At 67.4% G+C, this 13949-nt stretch carries 16 protein-coding genes; 8 read left to right on the top strand and 8 right to left on the bottom strand.

Annotation, left to right across the window (positions count from 1 at the left end; genetic code table 11):
• Positions 1-12: 12 nt before the first annotated feature.
• Entirely contained in the window at positions 13-1518 is a 1506-nt protein-coding gene (proS, locus tag ACQUS8_RS05010) for a proline--tRNA ligase (RefSeq protein ID WP_435097828.1), read from the bottom strand.
• Between the two features lie 122 nt (positions 1519-1640).
• Between proS and ACQUS8_RS05005 the strand changes: the two genes are divergently transcribed.
• Positions 1641-1781 carry a hypothetical protein gene (locus tag ACQUS8_RS05005; protein WP_435097825.1) on the top strand — a complete coding sequence of 47 codons (141 nt, stop codon included), beginning with the start codon at positions 1641-1643 and terminating at the stop codon, positions 1779-1781.
• 16 nt (positions 1782-1797) lie between these two features.
• Here the strand turns inward: ACQUS8_RS05005 and ACQUS8_RS05000 are convergent, their stop codons facing one another.
• Entirely contained in the window at positions 1798-2286 is a 489-nt protein-coding gene (locus ACQUS8_RS05000) for a hypothetical protein (RefSeq protein ID WP_435097822.1), read from the bottom strand.
• Between the two features lie 246 nt (positions 2287-2532).
• On the opposite strand from ACQUS8_RS05000, the gene ACQUS8_RS04995 reads away from it, so the two are divergent.
• Positions 2533-4452: a beta-CASP ribonuclease aCPSF1 gene (locus ACQUS8_RS04995; protein ID WP_435097819.1), complete on the top strand. Its 1920-nt coding sequence runs from the start codon at positions 2533-2535 to the stop codon at positions 4450-4452.
• 184 nt (positions 4453-4636) lie between these two features.
• Here ACQUS8_RS04995 and ACQUS8_RS04990 read toward each other — a convergent pair whose 3' ends face one another.
• The gene (locus ACQUS8_RS04990) at positions 4637-4813 is read right to left on the bottom strand and encodes a hypothetical protein (protein WP_435097816.1); all 177 of its coding nucleotides are present in this window, start codon (positions 4811-4813) and stop codon (positions 4637-4639) included.
• A 362-nt stretch (positions 4814-5175) separates the two neighbouring features.
• Here ACQUS8_RS04990 and ACQUS8_RS04985 point away from each other — a divergent pair, with 362 nt between their 5' ends.
• Positions 5176-5559, top strand: a complete 384-nt coding sequence (locus ACQUS8_RS04985; protein WP_435097813.1) for a methylglyoxal synthase — start codon at positions 5176-5178, stop codon at positions 5557-5559.
• Positions 5560-5638: 79 nt separating this feature from the next.
• Here the strand turns inward: ACQUS8_RS04985 and ACQUS8_RS04980 are convergent, their stop codons facing one another.
• From ACQUS8_RS04980 to ACQUS8_RS04970, 3 genes are read right to left on the bottom strand one after another with little or no spacing between them, the layout of a single operon-like run.
• Complete coding sequence (locus tag ACQUS8_RS04980) at positions 5639-6457, bottom strand: endonuclease III domain-containing protein (RefSeq protein WP_435097810.1); 819 nt, start codon at positions 6455-6457, stop codon at positions 5639-5641.
• A 54-nt stretch (positions 6458-6511) separates the two neighbouring features.
• The gene (locus ACQUS8_RS04975) at positions 6512-7156 is read right to left on the bottom strand and encodes an alpha/beta hydrolase (RefSeq protein WP_435097807.1); all 645 of its coding nucleotides are present in this window, start codon (positions 7154-7156) and stop codon (positions 6512-6514) included.
• On the bottom strand, positions 7157-7576 hold the full coding sequence (locus tag ACQUS8_RS04970; RefSeq protein WP_435097804.1) for a DoxX family membrane protein: 420 nt from the start codon (positions 7574-7576) through the stop codon (positions 7157-7159).
• 135 nt (positions 7577-7711) lie between these two features.
• On the opposite strand from ACQUS8_RS04970, the gene ACQUS8_RS04965 reads away from it, so the two are divergent.
• Positions 7712-8044 (top strand): winged helix-turn-helix transcriptional regulator, encoded by a 333-nt coding sequence (locus ACQUS8_RS04965; RefSeq protein WP_435097801.1) that lies wholly within the window; start codon positions 7712-7714, stop codon positions 8042-8044.
• Between the two features lie 30 nt (positions 8045-8074).
• Here ACQUS8_RS04965 and ACQUS8_RS04960 read toward each other — a convergent pair whose 3' ends face one another.
• On the bottom strand, positions 8075-8491 hold the full coding sequence (locus tag ACQUS8_RS04960) for a DUF371 domain-containing protein (protein WP_435097798.1): 417 nt from the start codon (positions 8489-8491) through the stop codon (positions 8075-8077).
• 300 nt (positions 8492-8791) lie between these two features.
• On the opposite strand from ACQUS8_RS04960, the gene ACQUS8_RS04955 reads away from it, so the two are divergent.
• The 4 genes from ACQUS8_RS04955 to ACQUS8_RS04940 all read left to right on the top strand — a co-directional run bounded on the left by ACQUS8_RS04955 (position 8792) and on the right by ACQUS8_RS04940 (position 12850).
• Positions 8792-9691 carry a coiled-coil protein gene (locus ACQUS8_RS04955; protein ID WP_435097796.1) on the top strand — a complete coding sequence of 300 codons (900 nt, stop codon included), beginning with the start codon at positions 8792-8794 and terminating at the stop codon, positions 9689-9691.
• 162 nt (positions 9692-9853) lie between these two features.
• Positions 9854-10855 (top strand): signal peptide peptidase SppA, encoded by a 1002-nt coding sequence (sppA, locus tag ACQUS8_RS04950; protein ID WP_435097793.1) that lies wholly within the window; start codon positions 9854-9856, stop codon positions 10853-10855.
• Positions 10856-10942: 87 nt separating this feature from the next.
• Complete coding sequence (locus ACQUS8_RS04945; protein WP_435097790.1) at positions 10943-12079, top strand: DUF373 family protein; 1137 nt, start codon at positions 10943-10945, stop codon at positions 12077-12079.
• 36 nt (positions 12080-12115) lie between these two features.
• Positions 12116-12850, top strand: coding sequence for a diphthine--ammonia ligase (locus ACQUS8_RS04940; protein ID WP_435097787.1), 735 nt, complete (start codon positions 12116-12118; stop codon positions 12848-12850).
• Positions 12851-12887: 37 nt separating this feature from the next.
• Here ACQUS8_RS04940 and ACQUS8_RS04935 read toward each other — a convergent pair whose 3' ends face one another.
• Positions 12888-13850 (bottom strand): sugar phosphate nucleotidyltransferase, encoded by a 963-nt coding sequence (locus ACQUS8_RS04935; RefSeq protein WP_435097784.1) that lies wholly within the window; start codon positions 13848-13850, stop codon positions 12888-12890.
• Positions 13851-13949 lie beyond the last annotated feature (99 nt).

Raw genomic sequence — 13949 nt, 5'->3', positions numbered from 1 at the left:
GTTAACGCTTCTCTAGTAGGACTGGGCGAAGTACGCCGTCTCGACGGCGGGGTCGCCACAGACCGTACACTCGTCGCCCTCCTCGTGGATGGGTTCCGCGCGGTGGGCGTTCTCGCGGTGCTCGCCCTCGGCGTCGCCCTCGTCGAGCGGCACTGCGACGATTTCCGCATGGACCTTCTCCTTGATGGCTTCCTCACAGGCCTCGTCGCCACACCACGGCGTCCGGACGTAGCCGCCGTGCTGGCCGATGGTGCCCATGATTTCCTCGGGGCTGTCCGCCTCCCGGACGTTCTCCTCGAGGGTCTCCTCGGCGGCCGCGTAGAGCTTCGCGAACACCTCGTCGAGGTGGTCCTCGACGTCCTCGACGAGTGTCTCGCGCGCCGTCGTCTCCTGCTCGCCGTCCGGGCGGTGGACGGCGGTGATCTCCTCGTCCTCGACCTCGTTCGGGCCGATTTCGAGGCGCAGCGGGACGCCCTTCAGCTCCCACTCGTTGTACTTGAAGCCGGGGTTGCGCTCGTCCCGGTCGTCGAGATGGACGCGAACGCCCGCCTCCTCGAGCTCGGCGGCGATCTCCGCGGAGTACTGGAGGACGTCCTCCTTCGTCTCCTCCTGCCAGATGGGGACGATGACGACCTGCTCGGGCGCGACGGTGGGCGGCAGGACGAGCCCCTGATCGTCGGAGTGCGTCATGATGAGCGCGCCGAGTGCACGCCACGAGAGCCCCCACGACGTCGTGTGCGCGACGCGGTCGTTCTCGTCGACGTCCGAGAAGGTGAGGTCGAACGCCTCCGCGAACGACTGGCCGAGGTAGTGGGAGGTCCCGCCCTGCACGGACTTGCCGTCCGGCATCAGCGCCTCGACGGTCGTCGTCGTGTCCGCGCCCGGGAACTTGTCGTGGTCGGGCTTGGCGCCGCGCATCACGGGCATCGCGAAGACCTCCTCGTAGAGACGCTGGTACTGGTCGAGGCGGGTGAGGGTCTCCTCCCACGCCTCGTCCTCGGTCTCGTGGGCGGTGTGGCCCTCCTGCCAGAGGAACTCCTTCGTGCGGAAGAACGGCTTCGTGTCGGTGGCCTCCCAGCGGACGACGCTACACCACTGGTTGAGCCGGAGCGGCAGGTCGCGGTGCGAGCGCACCCACTGCGCCATGTAGGGCGCGATGATGGACTCGGAGGTGGGGCGGACGGCGAGGCGCTCCTCGAGTTCGTCGTGGCCGCCCTGGGTCACCCACGCGACCTCGGGGTCGAAGCCCTCGACGATGTCCTTCTCGCGCTCGAGGTAGCTCTCCGGGATGAACAGCGGGAAGTAGGCGTTGTCGACGCCGGTCTCCTTGAACCACGCGTCGAGGTTGTCCTGCACGCTCTCCCAGAGGCTGTAGCCGCGCGGGCGCGTGACGATGAACCCACCCATCCCGTCGGGCCCGTAGCTCGCGAGTTCGGCCTTCTCGACGACCTCAGCATACCACTCGCCGGGGTTGTACTCCTTCTGCTCGGTGATGCCGAGCTCCTGGTCCTCGCTCATGCCCCGAACGAGGCCGACAGCGGCCTTAAATCTCCTGAAGGGACGCAGAGATTCTGCCACAAACGGAAAGCCTATACGTGGAAGACAGGCTTAAGTGCCATGGGTACCCATACCACAGTGTAATGGGAGATACGAAACGCGGTCGCGAGCGGAAGGGTATGGGCAAGCGCCAGCAGCGTCGCGAACGCGAGGTCTATCGCACGCTCCGAGCCGACGAGGAGCCCCCGGAGCCCGAGGACTCCGAGTTGAGCATCGGGGACTGACCCTTTCGCGCTCGGCCTATTTTCGGCTCCCCTCGAAGGGGTTCGGTCGCTCACGCCACTCCCACCCCGGGAGTCGCGTCTGGACGCCCGCCGCCAGCGCCGCGTCTAGGTCGTCGAGACCTGCGGCGCCCTCGGTGTCGTCGACGACCGCCACGTCCGCGTAGTGGAACGTCGCCTCCGCGAGCAGTCGCAGAGGCTGTTCGCCCGCCAGCATGGCCGCGAGTTCTCGGCCGAGCAGTTCGTCCACGACGAACCCCGGGTAGTCCCCCTCGACGTCGAGGTCGCGCAACAGCATCGAGAGCCCCGCGACGTTCACCGCGCGGTCGTCGTCCGCGAAGACCGTGTCGATGGCGTTCCGGTAGTCCGCGGCATCGACGCGCGCAACGTCGGTGTCGAAGGCCGTGCCGAGCTCGTCGCGCACCGCGTTCACCACCGGGGCCACGTCGTCCGCCCGGTCGAGGAGTCGTTCGTGCTCCGCACGCACAGTCGCCGGCGTCACGTCCATACGACGTGTCGTGCGTCCGAGGACTGTCTACCTTGCGAAGAGCTTTTATAACCGGACGGGTATAGTGCTGGGCAAGCGGGTTTTCCACGACTACTACCCCGCGGAGTCGTCCGGCATCGCCCGACGACTGTCCGCTTTCACTACGATGATACCCTTCGGCCAGTCACTGACCATTCGACGCCCGGCCGTCAGAGCGCCCCGCAGCGACGGTGCGCCGGGTTCCGACGAAGCCCGCCACGCTACACTATGAGCTCCGTAGACAAACAACTCCAGGAACTCCAAGAGACGATTACAGACGAAGTACCGCCCGACATCTCCGTTACGGAGGTCAAGTACGAGGGCCCGGAACTCGTCGTCTACACCCGCGACCCGAAGAAGTTCGCGGAGAACGGTGACCTCATCCGGCGCCTCGCCTCCAAGCTCCGGAAGCGCATCACCGTCCGGCCCGACCCCGACGTCCTCTCGCCGCCGCGCGAGGCCCGCGAGGAAATCATGGACGTCGTGCCCGAGGACGCCGGCGTCACCGACCTCGACTTCCACGAGGACACCGGCGAAGTCGTCATCGAGGCCTCGAAGCCCGGGATGGTCATCGGCCGCCACGGCTCGACGCTCCGCGAAATCACCCAGCGTGCCGGCTGGACGCCCGAAGTCGTCCGCACGCCCCCCATCGAGTCCTCCACCGTGCGGAACGTCCGGAACTTCCTGAAGACCGAGCGCGAAGACCGCCGGGACATCCTCGAGAAGGTCGGCCGCCAGATTCACCGCGAGGAGATGTCGGACGACGAATACGTCCGCATCACCACGCTCGGCTGCTGTCGCGAAGTCGGGCGCGCGAGCTTCATCCTCAGCACGCCCGAGACCCGCATCCTCATCGACTGCGGTGACAAGCCCGGCAGCGAGGACGAAGTCCCCTACCTCCAGGTCTCGGAAGCGCTCGGCGCCGGCGCGAACACCATCGACGCCGTCGTCCTCACGCACGCCCACCTCGACCACTCCGCGCTCATCCCGCTCCTCTTCAAGTACGGCTACGACGGCCCCATCTACTGCACGGAGCCGACGCGCGACCTGATGGGTCTGCTGACACTCGACTACCTCGACGTCGCCGCGAAGGAGGGCCGCACGCCGCCCTACGACTCCGAGATGGTTCGCGAGGCCATCAAGCACACCATCACCCTCGAGTACGGCGACGTGACGGACATCGCGCCCGACGTCAAACTCACGTTCCACAACGCGGGCCACATCCTCGGGAGCGCCGTCACGCACTTCCACATCGGCGACGGCCTCTACAACGTCGCCTTCTCCGGCGACATCCACTACGAGGACACCCGCCTGTTCAACGGCGCCGTCAACGACTTCCCGCGCGTCGAGACGCTCGTCCTCGAGTCCACCTACGGCGGTCGCAACGACTACCAGACCGACCAGGAGGACTCCGAGCGCAAACTCATCGAGGTCATCAACGAGGCCTACGACCGCGGCGGCAAAATCGTCATCCCGGCGTTCGCCGTCGGTCGCTCCCAGGAACTGATGCTCGTCCTCGAGGAGGCGATGCGCGAGGACAAGATTCCCACCATGCCCATCCACCTTGATGGCATGATCTGGGAGGCCACCGCCATCCACACCACCTACCCCGAGTACCTCCGGGACGACCTCCGGGACCGTATCTTCCACGAGGACGAGAACCCCTTCCTCGCCGACCAGTTCAACCACATCGACGGCGGCGAGGACGAGCGCAAGGACGTCGCCGACGGCGAGCAGTGCATCATCCTCTCCACCTCCGGGATGGTCACCGGCGGCCCCATCATGTCCTGGCTCGAGCACCTCGGGCCACAGGAGGACAACCAGATGATCTTCGTCGGCTACCAGGCGCAGGGTACCCTCGGCCGGCGCATCCAGAACGGCTGGGACGAAATCCCCATCGGCGGCTCTGGAGGAAGAACTCAGCACCTCGAACTCAACATGGACGTCGAAACCGTCGATGGCTTCTCCGGTCACGCCGACCGGCAGGGTCTCGAGAACTTCGTGCGCACCATGAACCCGCGCCCCGAGAAGGTGCTCTGCGTGCACGGCGACGAGCGCTCCACGCAGGACCTCTCCAGTGCCCTCTACCACGACTACAACATGCGGACGTTCGCGCCGAAGAACCTCGAAACGTTCCGCTTCCTCTAACGCACGTTTTGCCGCGCGTCGCTTCGTGACGTTGCAAAACCTGCACTAAAACCGTCCTCACTGTCGTCGGTGGCCGGTCGACCCGAGCGCACCGCGCTCGGCGAACCGACGACCGTCCGGGTTCTTCGGATCACTCGGTCGACGGACGCTAGCCGGTGGCTCGGTCCGCAAGCGCGGCCGGTCTCTAGTCGAGCAGGACGAAGAGCGCCCAAATCGTCGGTATCGACAGCAGGTGGGCGACGGCGAACGTCACACTCGCGAGTGCCCAGAACCGCCGCGAGACGGTGTCGTTCCCGCGTGACGCCACCAGCCACCCGACGACGGCTGCTCCGGCGGCGAGTGGCCCGCCGTAGACGCCCACGAGGGCCAGTAGTGGTGGCCCGTAGAGTGGCCCCTCCGGTCATCCGCCGGTGACGCCGAGGAAGACGCCCGCCGCGCCGAAGACGAGGACGTGAACGGTACCGAAGAGCAGGGCGAGTCCGACGGCCGAGAACGTGACAGTCGTGCCGCGCGGCGAGACGGCGGATTACGTACGCGAACCCCGCGGCAACCGCGGCGAGGCCGACGACCACGGCGACCGGGAGGGTCGTGACGATACCCGGTCCTTCTGACACCATGCGTTAGCCACTCCGCTGGCAGGTATCTGCTTTCGGTCACCGAGCGGCGGCGCCGCACGAGTGGCGTGTTCCGAACCTTCTTCACCCTCCTCGCCCGACTCCCGGTATGCGTATTGCGCTCATCGCACACGACGAGAAGAAACCGGACCTCATCGAGTTCGCACAGAACCACGAGGAGCGCCTGCAGCAGTTCGACCTCATCGGCACCGGCACCACCGGCACGCGCATCATGGAGGAAACGGACCTCGAGGTCGAACGGAAGGCCTCGGGGCCGCTCGGGGGCGACATGATGATCGGCGCTGAGGTCGCGGAGGGGACGTGTGAGGCCATCATCTTCATACGCGACGTCCTCACCGCACAGCCCCACGAGCCCGACATCTCCGCACTCCTGCGCATCTGCGACGTCCACGACATCCCGCTCGCGACGAACATCGCGTCCGCCGAGCACGTCATCGACGGGCTCGCGGAGGAAATCGGCGCGGACGAGTAACGCGGCGCCGGGCGAGCACGGCGAGTGCTGAACGAAGTGAGGCGCGAGTGACCGCCGCCCTGCGCGGCGCTGTGCCGCGCTACTCGACCGTCTCGCTCGGGTCGACGACCTCCCCGGTGTCGGGATAGACGCCGACCTGCTCGCAGACGTCGGTCATCGGGCAGGCTTCGGGGTCGTCGAGGCACGCGGGCTTGCGCGCAGTACAGAAGTCCCGTCCGAACTGAATCATCGCGGTGTGGCCGAAGCCACACTTCTCGGGTGGGAGTTCGGACTCGATGGCCTCCCGGACCCCCTCGTGGTCGGCGTCCGGGGGCGCGAACCCCATCCGGCGCGCGATGCGGTGGACGTGCGTGTCGACCGGGAAGACGCCGTCGCGGCCGCCGGCGAAGAGGAGGACGCAGTCCGTGGTCTTCGGGCCGACGCCCTTCATGTTGAGGAGGGCGGCGCGGACCTCGTCGTAGTCGCCCTCGCGGACGAACTCGTCGAAGCCATCGGCGCCGCCGTACTCCTCGACGATGCGGTTCGCGAGGCGGATGATGGTCTTCGACTTCTGGTTGTAGAGGCCGGCCGAGGCGATGGTCTCGGCGAGCTCGGGTTGGTGGGCGTCCGCGAGCGACGCCGCGAGGTCCGTCTCCTCGTCGTGGTCGTACTTCGCCATCAGCGAGTCGTGGGCGGGTTGGCTCGCGGTGTCGGTGGTGTTCTGCGAGAGAATCGTGCGGACGAGACACTCGAAGGCGTCCTGTCCGCCGTAGGTCTTCTGCCAGTAGCGCTCGCCGAGCCGGTCGACGACGCGCTCGACGAGCGGGGCGTCGTCGCCGTCACCGGGGACGAACGCCGCGGGGATACCGCCGCCGTCGTCGCCGCCCGAGATGTTCTCGGCGGGTTCGTCGTCGCTCATGCACGCGAGTTGCCCGTGATAGCGTAAAAACGAGGCGGCTCGCTCGCGGGCGGCCTACTCGCCGAGGCCGGCGACGATGTCGTTCACGGCCGCGACTTCGTCCTCGAAGATGCCGTGCGGGGCGTCCGGGTAGATGCGTTCGTCGACGTCCGCGCCGAGGTCCGCGAGGACGTCGCGGGTCTCGTGGACGCGCTCCTCGGGGATGTGGGGGTCGCTGTCGCTACAGCCGAGGAGGACGGGCGTGTCCTCGAAGTCGCCGCCGTAGCGCTCGCGCTCGACCGTCTCGCCGATGAGACCGCCGGAGAGGACGGCGAGACCGCCGTAGCGCTGGGCGTTCCGCGCGGCGTACTCGCTGGTGAGACACGCGCCCTGGCTGAAGCCGAGCAGGAGGACGTTCTCGGCCGGAATGCCCGCGTCAGCGAGTCGCTCTATCGCGCGCCCGACGACGGCGAGCGCGGAGTCAAGGTGGGGTTGGTTCGGCTCGGTGGCCGCCATGAAGGACTGAGGGTACCACGTCCGGTTGGCGGCCTGCGGGGCGAGATAGGCGACGTCGTCCCGGTCGAACTCGTCGGCGAGGCCGAGGACGCTCTGCGCGGTGGCGCCGCGGCCGTGGATGAGGACTGCGCCCACGTCGGCGTCCTCGGGCTCGGAGCCCGCGGTGGCGAACTCGGCGTCCGCGTGCGGGTCGTCCGCGCTCATCTAGAACACCCCGACGTTGAGGGCGTAGGGCCACGCGGCACCGCCGAGCGAGAGGAGGACGAGCGCGCCGCCGGCGAGCCCGACGTTCTTCAGGAACGCGGTCTGCTCGTCCTGCTGTTGGTCCTCGGGGGCCGCCCAGAAGTCGTGGATGGTAACCGCGGAGACGAGCAGGAAGAGCGCGAGGCCGCCCGACGCGAGGACGGGGAACGCGCCGACGACGACGGCGAGGCCGCCGAGGACGAGGAGGCCACCCGAGACGAGGACGCCCACCTTCGGCGCGGGGACGCCCTTCGACTCGGCGTAGCCCGCGAGCCAGTCGGCAGACTGGAAGTGGTTGAGGCCCATGTAGGCGAGCACGAGGCCGAAGAGGACGCGACCGACGAGGAAGAACTCGCCGGCGAGCGGCGTCTCGAACGCCATCAGGCCGCCACCTCCGTCGCGTCGCTGGTCGTCCGTCCGTCCGCCGTCTCGATGGACAGTGGTTGTGTCACGTCACCTGGTACGATAGCGAACTACTTAACGGCTCGCGGACGTAGACGTAAGCAGGTAACAGTCATGTCCGTAGAAGCAGAGGCGGAGACGGACGCACAGACCGGTGAGGCGTGCGCCGTCGTCGACTCCCTCCAACTCGTCGGCTCGCAGTGGCGCCTGCTCGTCCTCCACGACCTCCAGGAGGGCGAGAAGCGGTTCAACGAACTGAAGCGCTCCACGGACGCGAACGCCCGGACGCTCTCGCGCGTGCTCGACGACCTCGGGGAGGCGGGCCTCGTCTCCCGGCGCGTCGAGGAGGACGCCCCGGTCGCCACCTACTACGCCCTCACGGAGAAGGGCGAGGCGCTCTGTCCCGTCTTCGACGAGATCGAGTCGTGGGCGGACGAGTGGCTCTAGAGGTTCTTTCCCGCGCTCGCCCGTATCGGCCTATTCGACGGTGAGCGTGAACGTCGCGTCGGCGCCGTCGGCGAGCGCGGCCACGAGGTCGCGGTCGAAGCCCTCCGCGGCGAAGTCGGCGTCGAGCATGATTGTGCGCTCGTCGACGTAGGTACTGGTGCGCCCGACCATCGAGCGCTCGCTCTCGAACGTGAGCTCGGGGTCGCCCCGTCCCGTGACCGACTCCTCGTGGCCGCCGGCCTCCAGCGTCGCCGTGATGGTGGCGTCGGCGTCCTGTGCGGCCTCGACGAACGCGTCGTCGAAGTCGGCGGGCGCGCGGTCGGCCTCGACGGCGAGGATGCAGTCGCCGGCGGGCGTGAGGTAGTCGTCGGTGGTGACCTCAAACGTGCTCGCGTGCGCGGCGCTGACGTTCTCGTGCCCGCTCGCGTGGACGACTTCCTGATGCATACGACGGCGTAGCCCGTGGCCACATTTTAGGCCGTTCTTTCGGCGCGGCTTTAAGTACATATGTGAACGTAACCCACAGCCTGACGACCGCGAATACGCGGGGTATGCTAACTGTTTACAGCGCCCTCGCCAGCGCAAAATTTAAATGTGGTACTCCCCTACCTTGAGTTACCAGAACGCTGCGGGCGTTCGTCAGCACCGCTCGAGAATGAACCGACGCTCTCCTTACGACGGGCAACAGGACACCACGAGCGGTCGCCGTGCGCGACGCTCCAGCGGAATGGAACCGAGGATCAAACAATGGTAGAGGAAGCAACTCTCGAAGTATCCGACGCGGACGAACTGATCACTGACGAAGAACTCCAGGAGAAATCCAAGGGCCAGCTCATCAAGAAGGCCGGCCAGTTCCGTGACCGACGGAACGAACTCAACCAACTCGCTTCTTCCCGTGCCTCCGAGCGCGACGAACTCAACGCCAAGACGCGTGAGAAGGTCGACGAGGCGCAGGAACACCGCGAGAAGCGCGACGAGCTCAACGAGCGCGTTCAGGAGCACAAGGAACAGCGCAACGAGCTGAACGCGAAGGCAAACGAGCTCTTCGACAAGGTTGATGAGCGCAAAGGTGACCTCGAACTCGACGAGGGGAAGGACCTCGACGAGCTCAAGGAGGACATCGAGCAGCTCGAGTTCAAGCAGCAGACCGAAGTTCTCTCGCCGGAGGACGAGCGCGAGCTCATCGAGAAAATCGAGAACAAGCGCGAGGAGTACCAGCAGCGCAAGGAGACCCTCGAGGACAACGACGACCTCGAAGACCTCGTCGAGGAAGCCGAGGAGGTCCGCGCCGAGGCGTCCAACCACCACGAGAAGGTCACCGAGCTCGCCGACGAGGCCCAGCAGCACCACAACCAGATGATCGAGGCCTACCGCGAGGCCGACGACATCCGCGACGAAGCCGACGAGATGCACGAGAGCTTCGTCGAGGCTCAGGAAGCTGCTGACGCCCACCACGAGGCCTTCGTGCGCGTCCAGAAGCGCCTGCGCGAACTCGACAAGCAGGAAGAAGAAGAGCGCAAAGGCAAGCGCGCCGAGAAGCAGGAAGAGGCTCGCGAAGAGGCCGAGGAAATCTACGAGCGCTTCAAGGAGGGCGAGACGGTCGACACCGAGGACCTCCGCAAGCTCCAGAAGTCCGGCCTCCTGTAATCGGTTCCTCTCTCTATCGGTTTCGCGTCGCCGTCGCGACGCACTGTTCTTCTCTCGTTTCTCACCCCGCGTAGCGATGTGGCCGTCCTGTTCTGTCTGGCTCCGCGAGTGTCGTCGTTCCGTCGCCCGAGTGTTTACGTGGCGGGCACCACCCACTAGGGTATGGACACTGTGGGGAACCGACTGGGTCGATTCACGATTGTCGCGCTCGCGGCCGTCGCCGCCGTCGTCGTCGGGTGGTCGGTGTTCGTCCGGCTCCCGGGCGACACCGCCGAACTGCTCGGCGTCCTCCTGACGCTCGTGTTCGCGATTCTCGTCGTCCGTATCGCGGCGGGCATTGCCCGCGGATGGTTCGCCGACTACAACGTCGCGGAAGTGGTGGTCGAAGGTCCGATCACGCGCGACGGGACGGGCGACGGCATCGCGGGCGGCGTGGTGACGCCGCCGGCGGACGCCGTCGTCGAGGAGGTGGACGCGGCGGACGACGACCCGAACGTTGACGGCTTGCTCGTGAAACTGAACACGCCGGGCGGCGAAATCGTCCCGAGCGACGACATCCGACTCGCCGTCGAGCGCTTCGACGGTCCCGTGGTCGCCTACACGACCGACCAGTGTGCGAGCGGCGGCTACTGGATTGCGACGGCGTGCGACCGGTTGTTCGCCCGCGAGGGGAGTCTCGTGGGGAGCATCGGCGTCATCGGCTCGAGGGTGAACGCGAAGGAGCTCGCGGACGAACTCGGCGTCTCCTACGAGCGCTTCGCCGCCGGGAAGTACAAGGACGCCGGCCAGCCACTGAAGGACCTCGACGAGGACGACCGGACCTACCTCCAGGGGCTCATCGACGACTACTACGAGAACTTCGTGGAGCGCGTCGCCGAGGGACGCGACCTCGACCCGGAGACCGTCGAGGAAACGGAGGCACGGGTCTTCCTCGGCGAGGAGGCACTCGAACGCGGCCTCGTCGACGACATCGGCACGGCGCGGGACGCCGAGGACGCCCTCGAAGCCGAACTCGGCGTCGAGGTCCACGTCGAGGAGTTCCGACCCGAACCCGGCCTGATGCGTCGGCTCCGCGTCGGCGCGCAGTCCGTAGCGTACGCGGCGGGCGCCGGCGTCGCGCGGACGATTTCGGGCGAGGACGGTGTCGACGTCGAACTCCGTTGAGCGCGCCCGACGGCCCGGCGTTCGCCCGTCGGCCAGCCCGTATTAGCGAGTCTTTTTAGGCGCCGCCCGCGACGGTAGGAACGTTCGATGCGTACGCTGGTTGTGTGTGTCGACCGCGCGGGCGACGTGGCCCGGAAGGCCGACGTCGACGTGCCGGTCGCCGGCCGTGAGGCCGTCGAATCGCTCGTCGTGGACCTCGGGATGGACGACCCCGAGGACTCGAGCGTCAACTGCCTCCTCGAGGCCCTCCGCCTCACCGACGACCTCCGCGCGGACGGCGACGACGCCGTGCCCGCGGTCGTCTCGGGCGTCGCGGACACGGCGGTCGGCGCGGACCGCTCGGTCGCCGCGCAACTCGACGAACTCGTCGCGCTCTACGACCCGGATTCCGCGGTGGTCGTCGTCGACACCGCCGAGGACGAGCGTCTCGTTCCCATCGTGGAGAGTCGTCTACCCGTCGATGCGGTGGACCGCGTGGTCGTCCGGCAGGCACGGGACATCGAGAGCACCTATTATCTCCTGAAGCAGTTCCTCGCCGACGAAGAACTCCGCGAGAGCGTGCTCGTCCCGCTCGGCGTCGTCCTCCTCGTCTTCCCGGTGTTGCTCACGGTGACGCGGAGCCTCGCGGTCGCCGTCGCGTCCATCACCGCCGTCATCGGCGTCTTCCTCCTCTACAAGGGCCTGAGCGTCGATGAGTACCTTGCGGACCTGCCCACGCAGGTCCGCGACGCGCTCTACTCGGGGCGAGTCTCCATCGTCACCTACGTCATCGCCGCCGGCCTCGCGCTCGTCGGGACGTTCGCGGGCGTGCTCGGCGCCTCTGCCGTCACCGACCCCGGGGTGCTCGTTACCGCGATGGCGTTCGGCTATCACAGCGTCCCGTGGCTGGCGCTCGCGGCGCTCGCGGCCGCGACTGGTCGCCTCATCGACGAGTACATCCGCGAGGAGGCGCTCGGATCGTCGCACCTCAACCTCCCGTTCGGCGTCGTCGCCGTCGGCCTCGTCGTCCGGGGATTCACGGCGTATTTCGTGGAGCGCGCGGACGCCATCGCGCCGTTCCGGACGCCGCCGCTCCCGCTCGCTGGCACCGTCGTCCTCACGCCCGAGGAGCGCCTCGCGACGTTCGTCCTCCTCGGGGTGCTCGTCAGTCTCGTCGGCATCCGCGTCTCCAGCCACCTCGCGGCCGCGGAGGGGGAGGCGGACGTCGCGCGACGTTCACGGTAACGAGGAGTCTTTAGCCGTCCGCGTCCACGGGTGCGTATGAGCGACTGCGAAGCGAGCACGGGCCGGTGGGTGTCGCTGTTCTCCGGCGGAAAGGACTCCAGTTGGGCGCTCTACCGCGCTCTCGAGGAAGGGCTTGACGTCGCACGCCTCCTCACCGTCCACCCGGAGGGCGACTCCTACATGTATCACGTCCCCGCGACGCGCCTCACGGGGCTCGCCGCCGAGAGCGTCGGCATCGAGCACGTGAACGTCGAGCCCGCTGACTTCGACGCCGCGAACGCCACGGACGCGGGCGAACAGGGCGACGCCGAACTTGAGCCGATGGAGCGCGCGCTCGCCGACCTCGCCGACGACCTCGAGGGCGGCCTCGCGGGCGTCACCGCGGGTGCCATCGAGAGCGAGTTCCAGACGTCGCGTATCGAGGCGATGGCCGAGCGCCTCGGCTGTGAAGTGTTCGCGCCGCTCTGGCAGGAGGACCCCATCGAACTCGGCGAGGCGATGTTGGACGCCGGCTTCGAAATCACGATTCTGCAGGTCGCCGCCTACGGTCTCGATGAGTCGTGGCTCGGCCGGACGCTCGACCGGGACGCGCTCGCGGAGCTCGCCGCGCTCAACGAGGAGTACGGCGTCCACCCGCTCGGCGAGGGCGGGGAGTTCGAGACGTTCGTCACCGACGGCCCGCACATGGAGCGCCCCATCGAACTCGACTACGAGCAGGTGTGGGAGGGCGACCGGGGCCACGTCGAGATTACGGACGCGCGGCTCGGGTAGCCTGCGAGACCGCGGGAGAAGGTCGGCGTCGCGGCCGCTAGTTCGTGATGTGGGTGTGCGCGCCGACGAGCGCGCCGGAGAAGTCGACGTTTTCGAGGCGAGTGTCCTCGTCGATGATGGAGTTGCGGACGTCGCACTCGTAGAGCGTGGCGTCCGGGAAGATGACCGCGCGGTCGAGACTGGAGTCGACGACTTCCGCGCCGTCCATCACGTGGACGTTCTCGCCGAGCGTGGTGTTCTCGACCGTGGCGTCCTCGTCGACGAGCGTCTCGCCGTCGAGCGTCCACGCGACGGCGTCGAGATAGCTCTCGGGCGTGCCGATGTCGAACCACGCGTCCTCGAAGGTGAAGGCGTGGACGCCGGTGCGCGACTGGAGCCACTGGATGAACCAGCCGGGCTCGTCGGGGTTCTCGCCGGCCTCGAGGTACTCGTCGAACATCGGGATGACGTCCTCGGGGAAGGCGTAGCAGGCGATGGAGACGAGCGTGCTGTTGGGGTCGTCGGGCTTCTCCTGGAACTCGACGACTTCGTCGCCCTCGAGCTCGACGAGGCCGTAGGACTTCGCGCGCTCGTAACTCCCGACGTCGTAGGCGGCGAGGGTCGGGGTGTCCTTCGCCTCGAAGAAGTCGACGAACTCGGAGACGTCGAAACTGATGAGGTTGTCGCCGGCGATGACGAGCGTGTCGTCCTCGACGCCCTCGCGCTCGAAGAGTTGGGCGAGCGCGCCGACGACGCCAAACTTCTCGTCCTCCTCGCTGGTGTCCTCGACGGAGAGCGTCGGCTTCTCGAACTCCGAGTCGCGGATGTGCTCGCGGAACTCGTCGGCGAAGCGCTCGTTCGTGGAGACGAAGACCTCGTCGATGCGGTCGTCTGCTTCGAGTTCGGCGAAGATCCGGTCGATGACGGTGGAGTCGCCGACGGGCAGGAACATCTTCGGCCGGTTCTTGGTGATGGGCCAGAGTCGCGTCGCGTACCCACCAGCCAGCACGACGGCTTTCATACGTGAAGCGACCCCCGCAGTCCCTAAGTCCTTTTCCCTCTGCACGTTCGTGCGCCGAACGAGTCGGGCCCGGGACGCGATTCCGTCGTCCATCGGGGA

Source organism: Halarchaeum sp. P4 (genome assembly GCF_051195175.1).
Classification (GTDB): domain Archaea; phylum Halobacteriota; class Halobacteria; order Halobacteriales; family Halobacteriaceae; genus Halarchaeum.
This window is presented reverse-complemented; position numbering and strand designations above follow the sequence as displayed.

What these genes read in the sequence shown, in the direction of transcription:
- proS (WP_435097828.1), bottom strand. Translation starts at nt 1,518, where the DNA reads ATGAGCGAGGACCAGGAGCTCGGCATCACCGAGCAGAAGGAGTACAAC.
- ACQUS8_RS05005 (WP_435097825.1), top strand. Translation starts at nt 1,641, where the DNA reads ATGGGAGATACGAAACGCGGTCGCGAGCGGAAGGGTATGGGCAAGCGC.
- ACQUS8_RS05000 (WP_435097822.1), bottom strand. Translation starts at nt 2,286, where the DNA reads ATGGACGTGACGCCGGCGACTGTGCGTGCGGAGCACGAACGACTCCTC.
- ACQUS8_RS04995 (WP_435097819.1), top strand. Translation starts at nt 2,533, where the DNA reads ATGAGCTCCGTAGACAAACAACTCCAGGAACTCCAAGAGACGATTACA.
- ACQUS8_RS04985 (WP_435097813.1), top strand. Translation starts at nt 5,176, where the DNA reads ATGCGTATTGCGCTCATCGCACACGACGAGAAGAAACCGGACCTCATC.
- ACQUS8_RS04980 (WP_435097810.1), bottom strand. Translation starts at nt 6,457, where the DNA reads ATGAGCGACGACGAACCCGCCGAGAACATCTCGGGCGGCGACGACGGC.
- ACQUS8_RS04975 (WP_435097807.1), bottom strand. Translation starts at nt 7,156, where the DNA reads ATGAGCGCGGACGACCCGCACGCGGACGCCGAGTTCGCCACCGCGGGC.
- ACQUS8_RS04970 (WP_435097804.1), bottom strand. Translation starts at nt 7,576, where the DNA reads ATGGCGTTCGAGACGCCGCTCGCCGGCGAGTTCTTCCTCGTCGGTCGC.
- ACQUS8_RS04965 (WP_435097801.1), top strand. Translation starts at nt 7,712, where the DNA reads ATGTCCGTAGAAGCAGAGGCGGAGACGGACGCACAGACCGGTGAGGCG.
- ACQUS8_RS04960 (WP_435097798.1), bottom strand. Translation starts at nt 8,491, where the DNA reads ATGCATCAGGAAGTCGTCCACGCGAGCGGGCACGAGAACGTCAGCGCC.
- ACQUS8_RS04955 (WP_435097796.1), top strand. Translation starts at nt 8,792, where the DNA reads ATGGTAGAGGAAGCAACTCTCGAAGTATCCGACGCGGACGAACTGATC.
- sppA (WP_435097793.1), top strand. Translation starts at nt 9,854, where the DNA reads ATGGACACTGTGGGGAACCGACTGGGTCGATTCACGATTGTCGCGCTC.
- ACQUS8_RS04945 (WP_435097790.1), top strand. Translation starts at nt 10,943, where the DNA reads ATGCGTACGCTGGTTGTGTGTGTCGACCGCGCGGGCGACGTGGCCCGG.
- ACQUS8_RS04940 (WP_435097787.1), top strand. Translation starts at nt 12,116, where the DNA reads ATGAGCGACTGCGAAGCGAGCACGGGCCGGTGGGTGTCGCTGTTCTCC.
- ACQUS8_RS04935 (WP_435097784.1), bottom strand. Translation starts at nt 13,850, where the DNA reads ATGAAAGCCGTCGTGCTGGCTGGTGGGTACGCGACGCGACTCTGGCCC.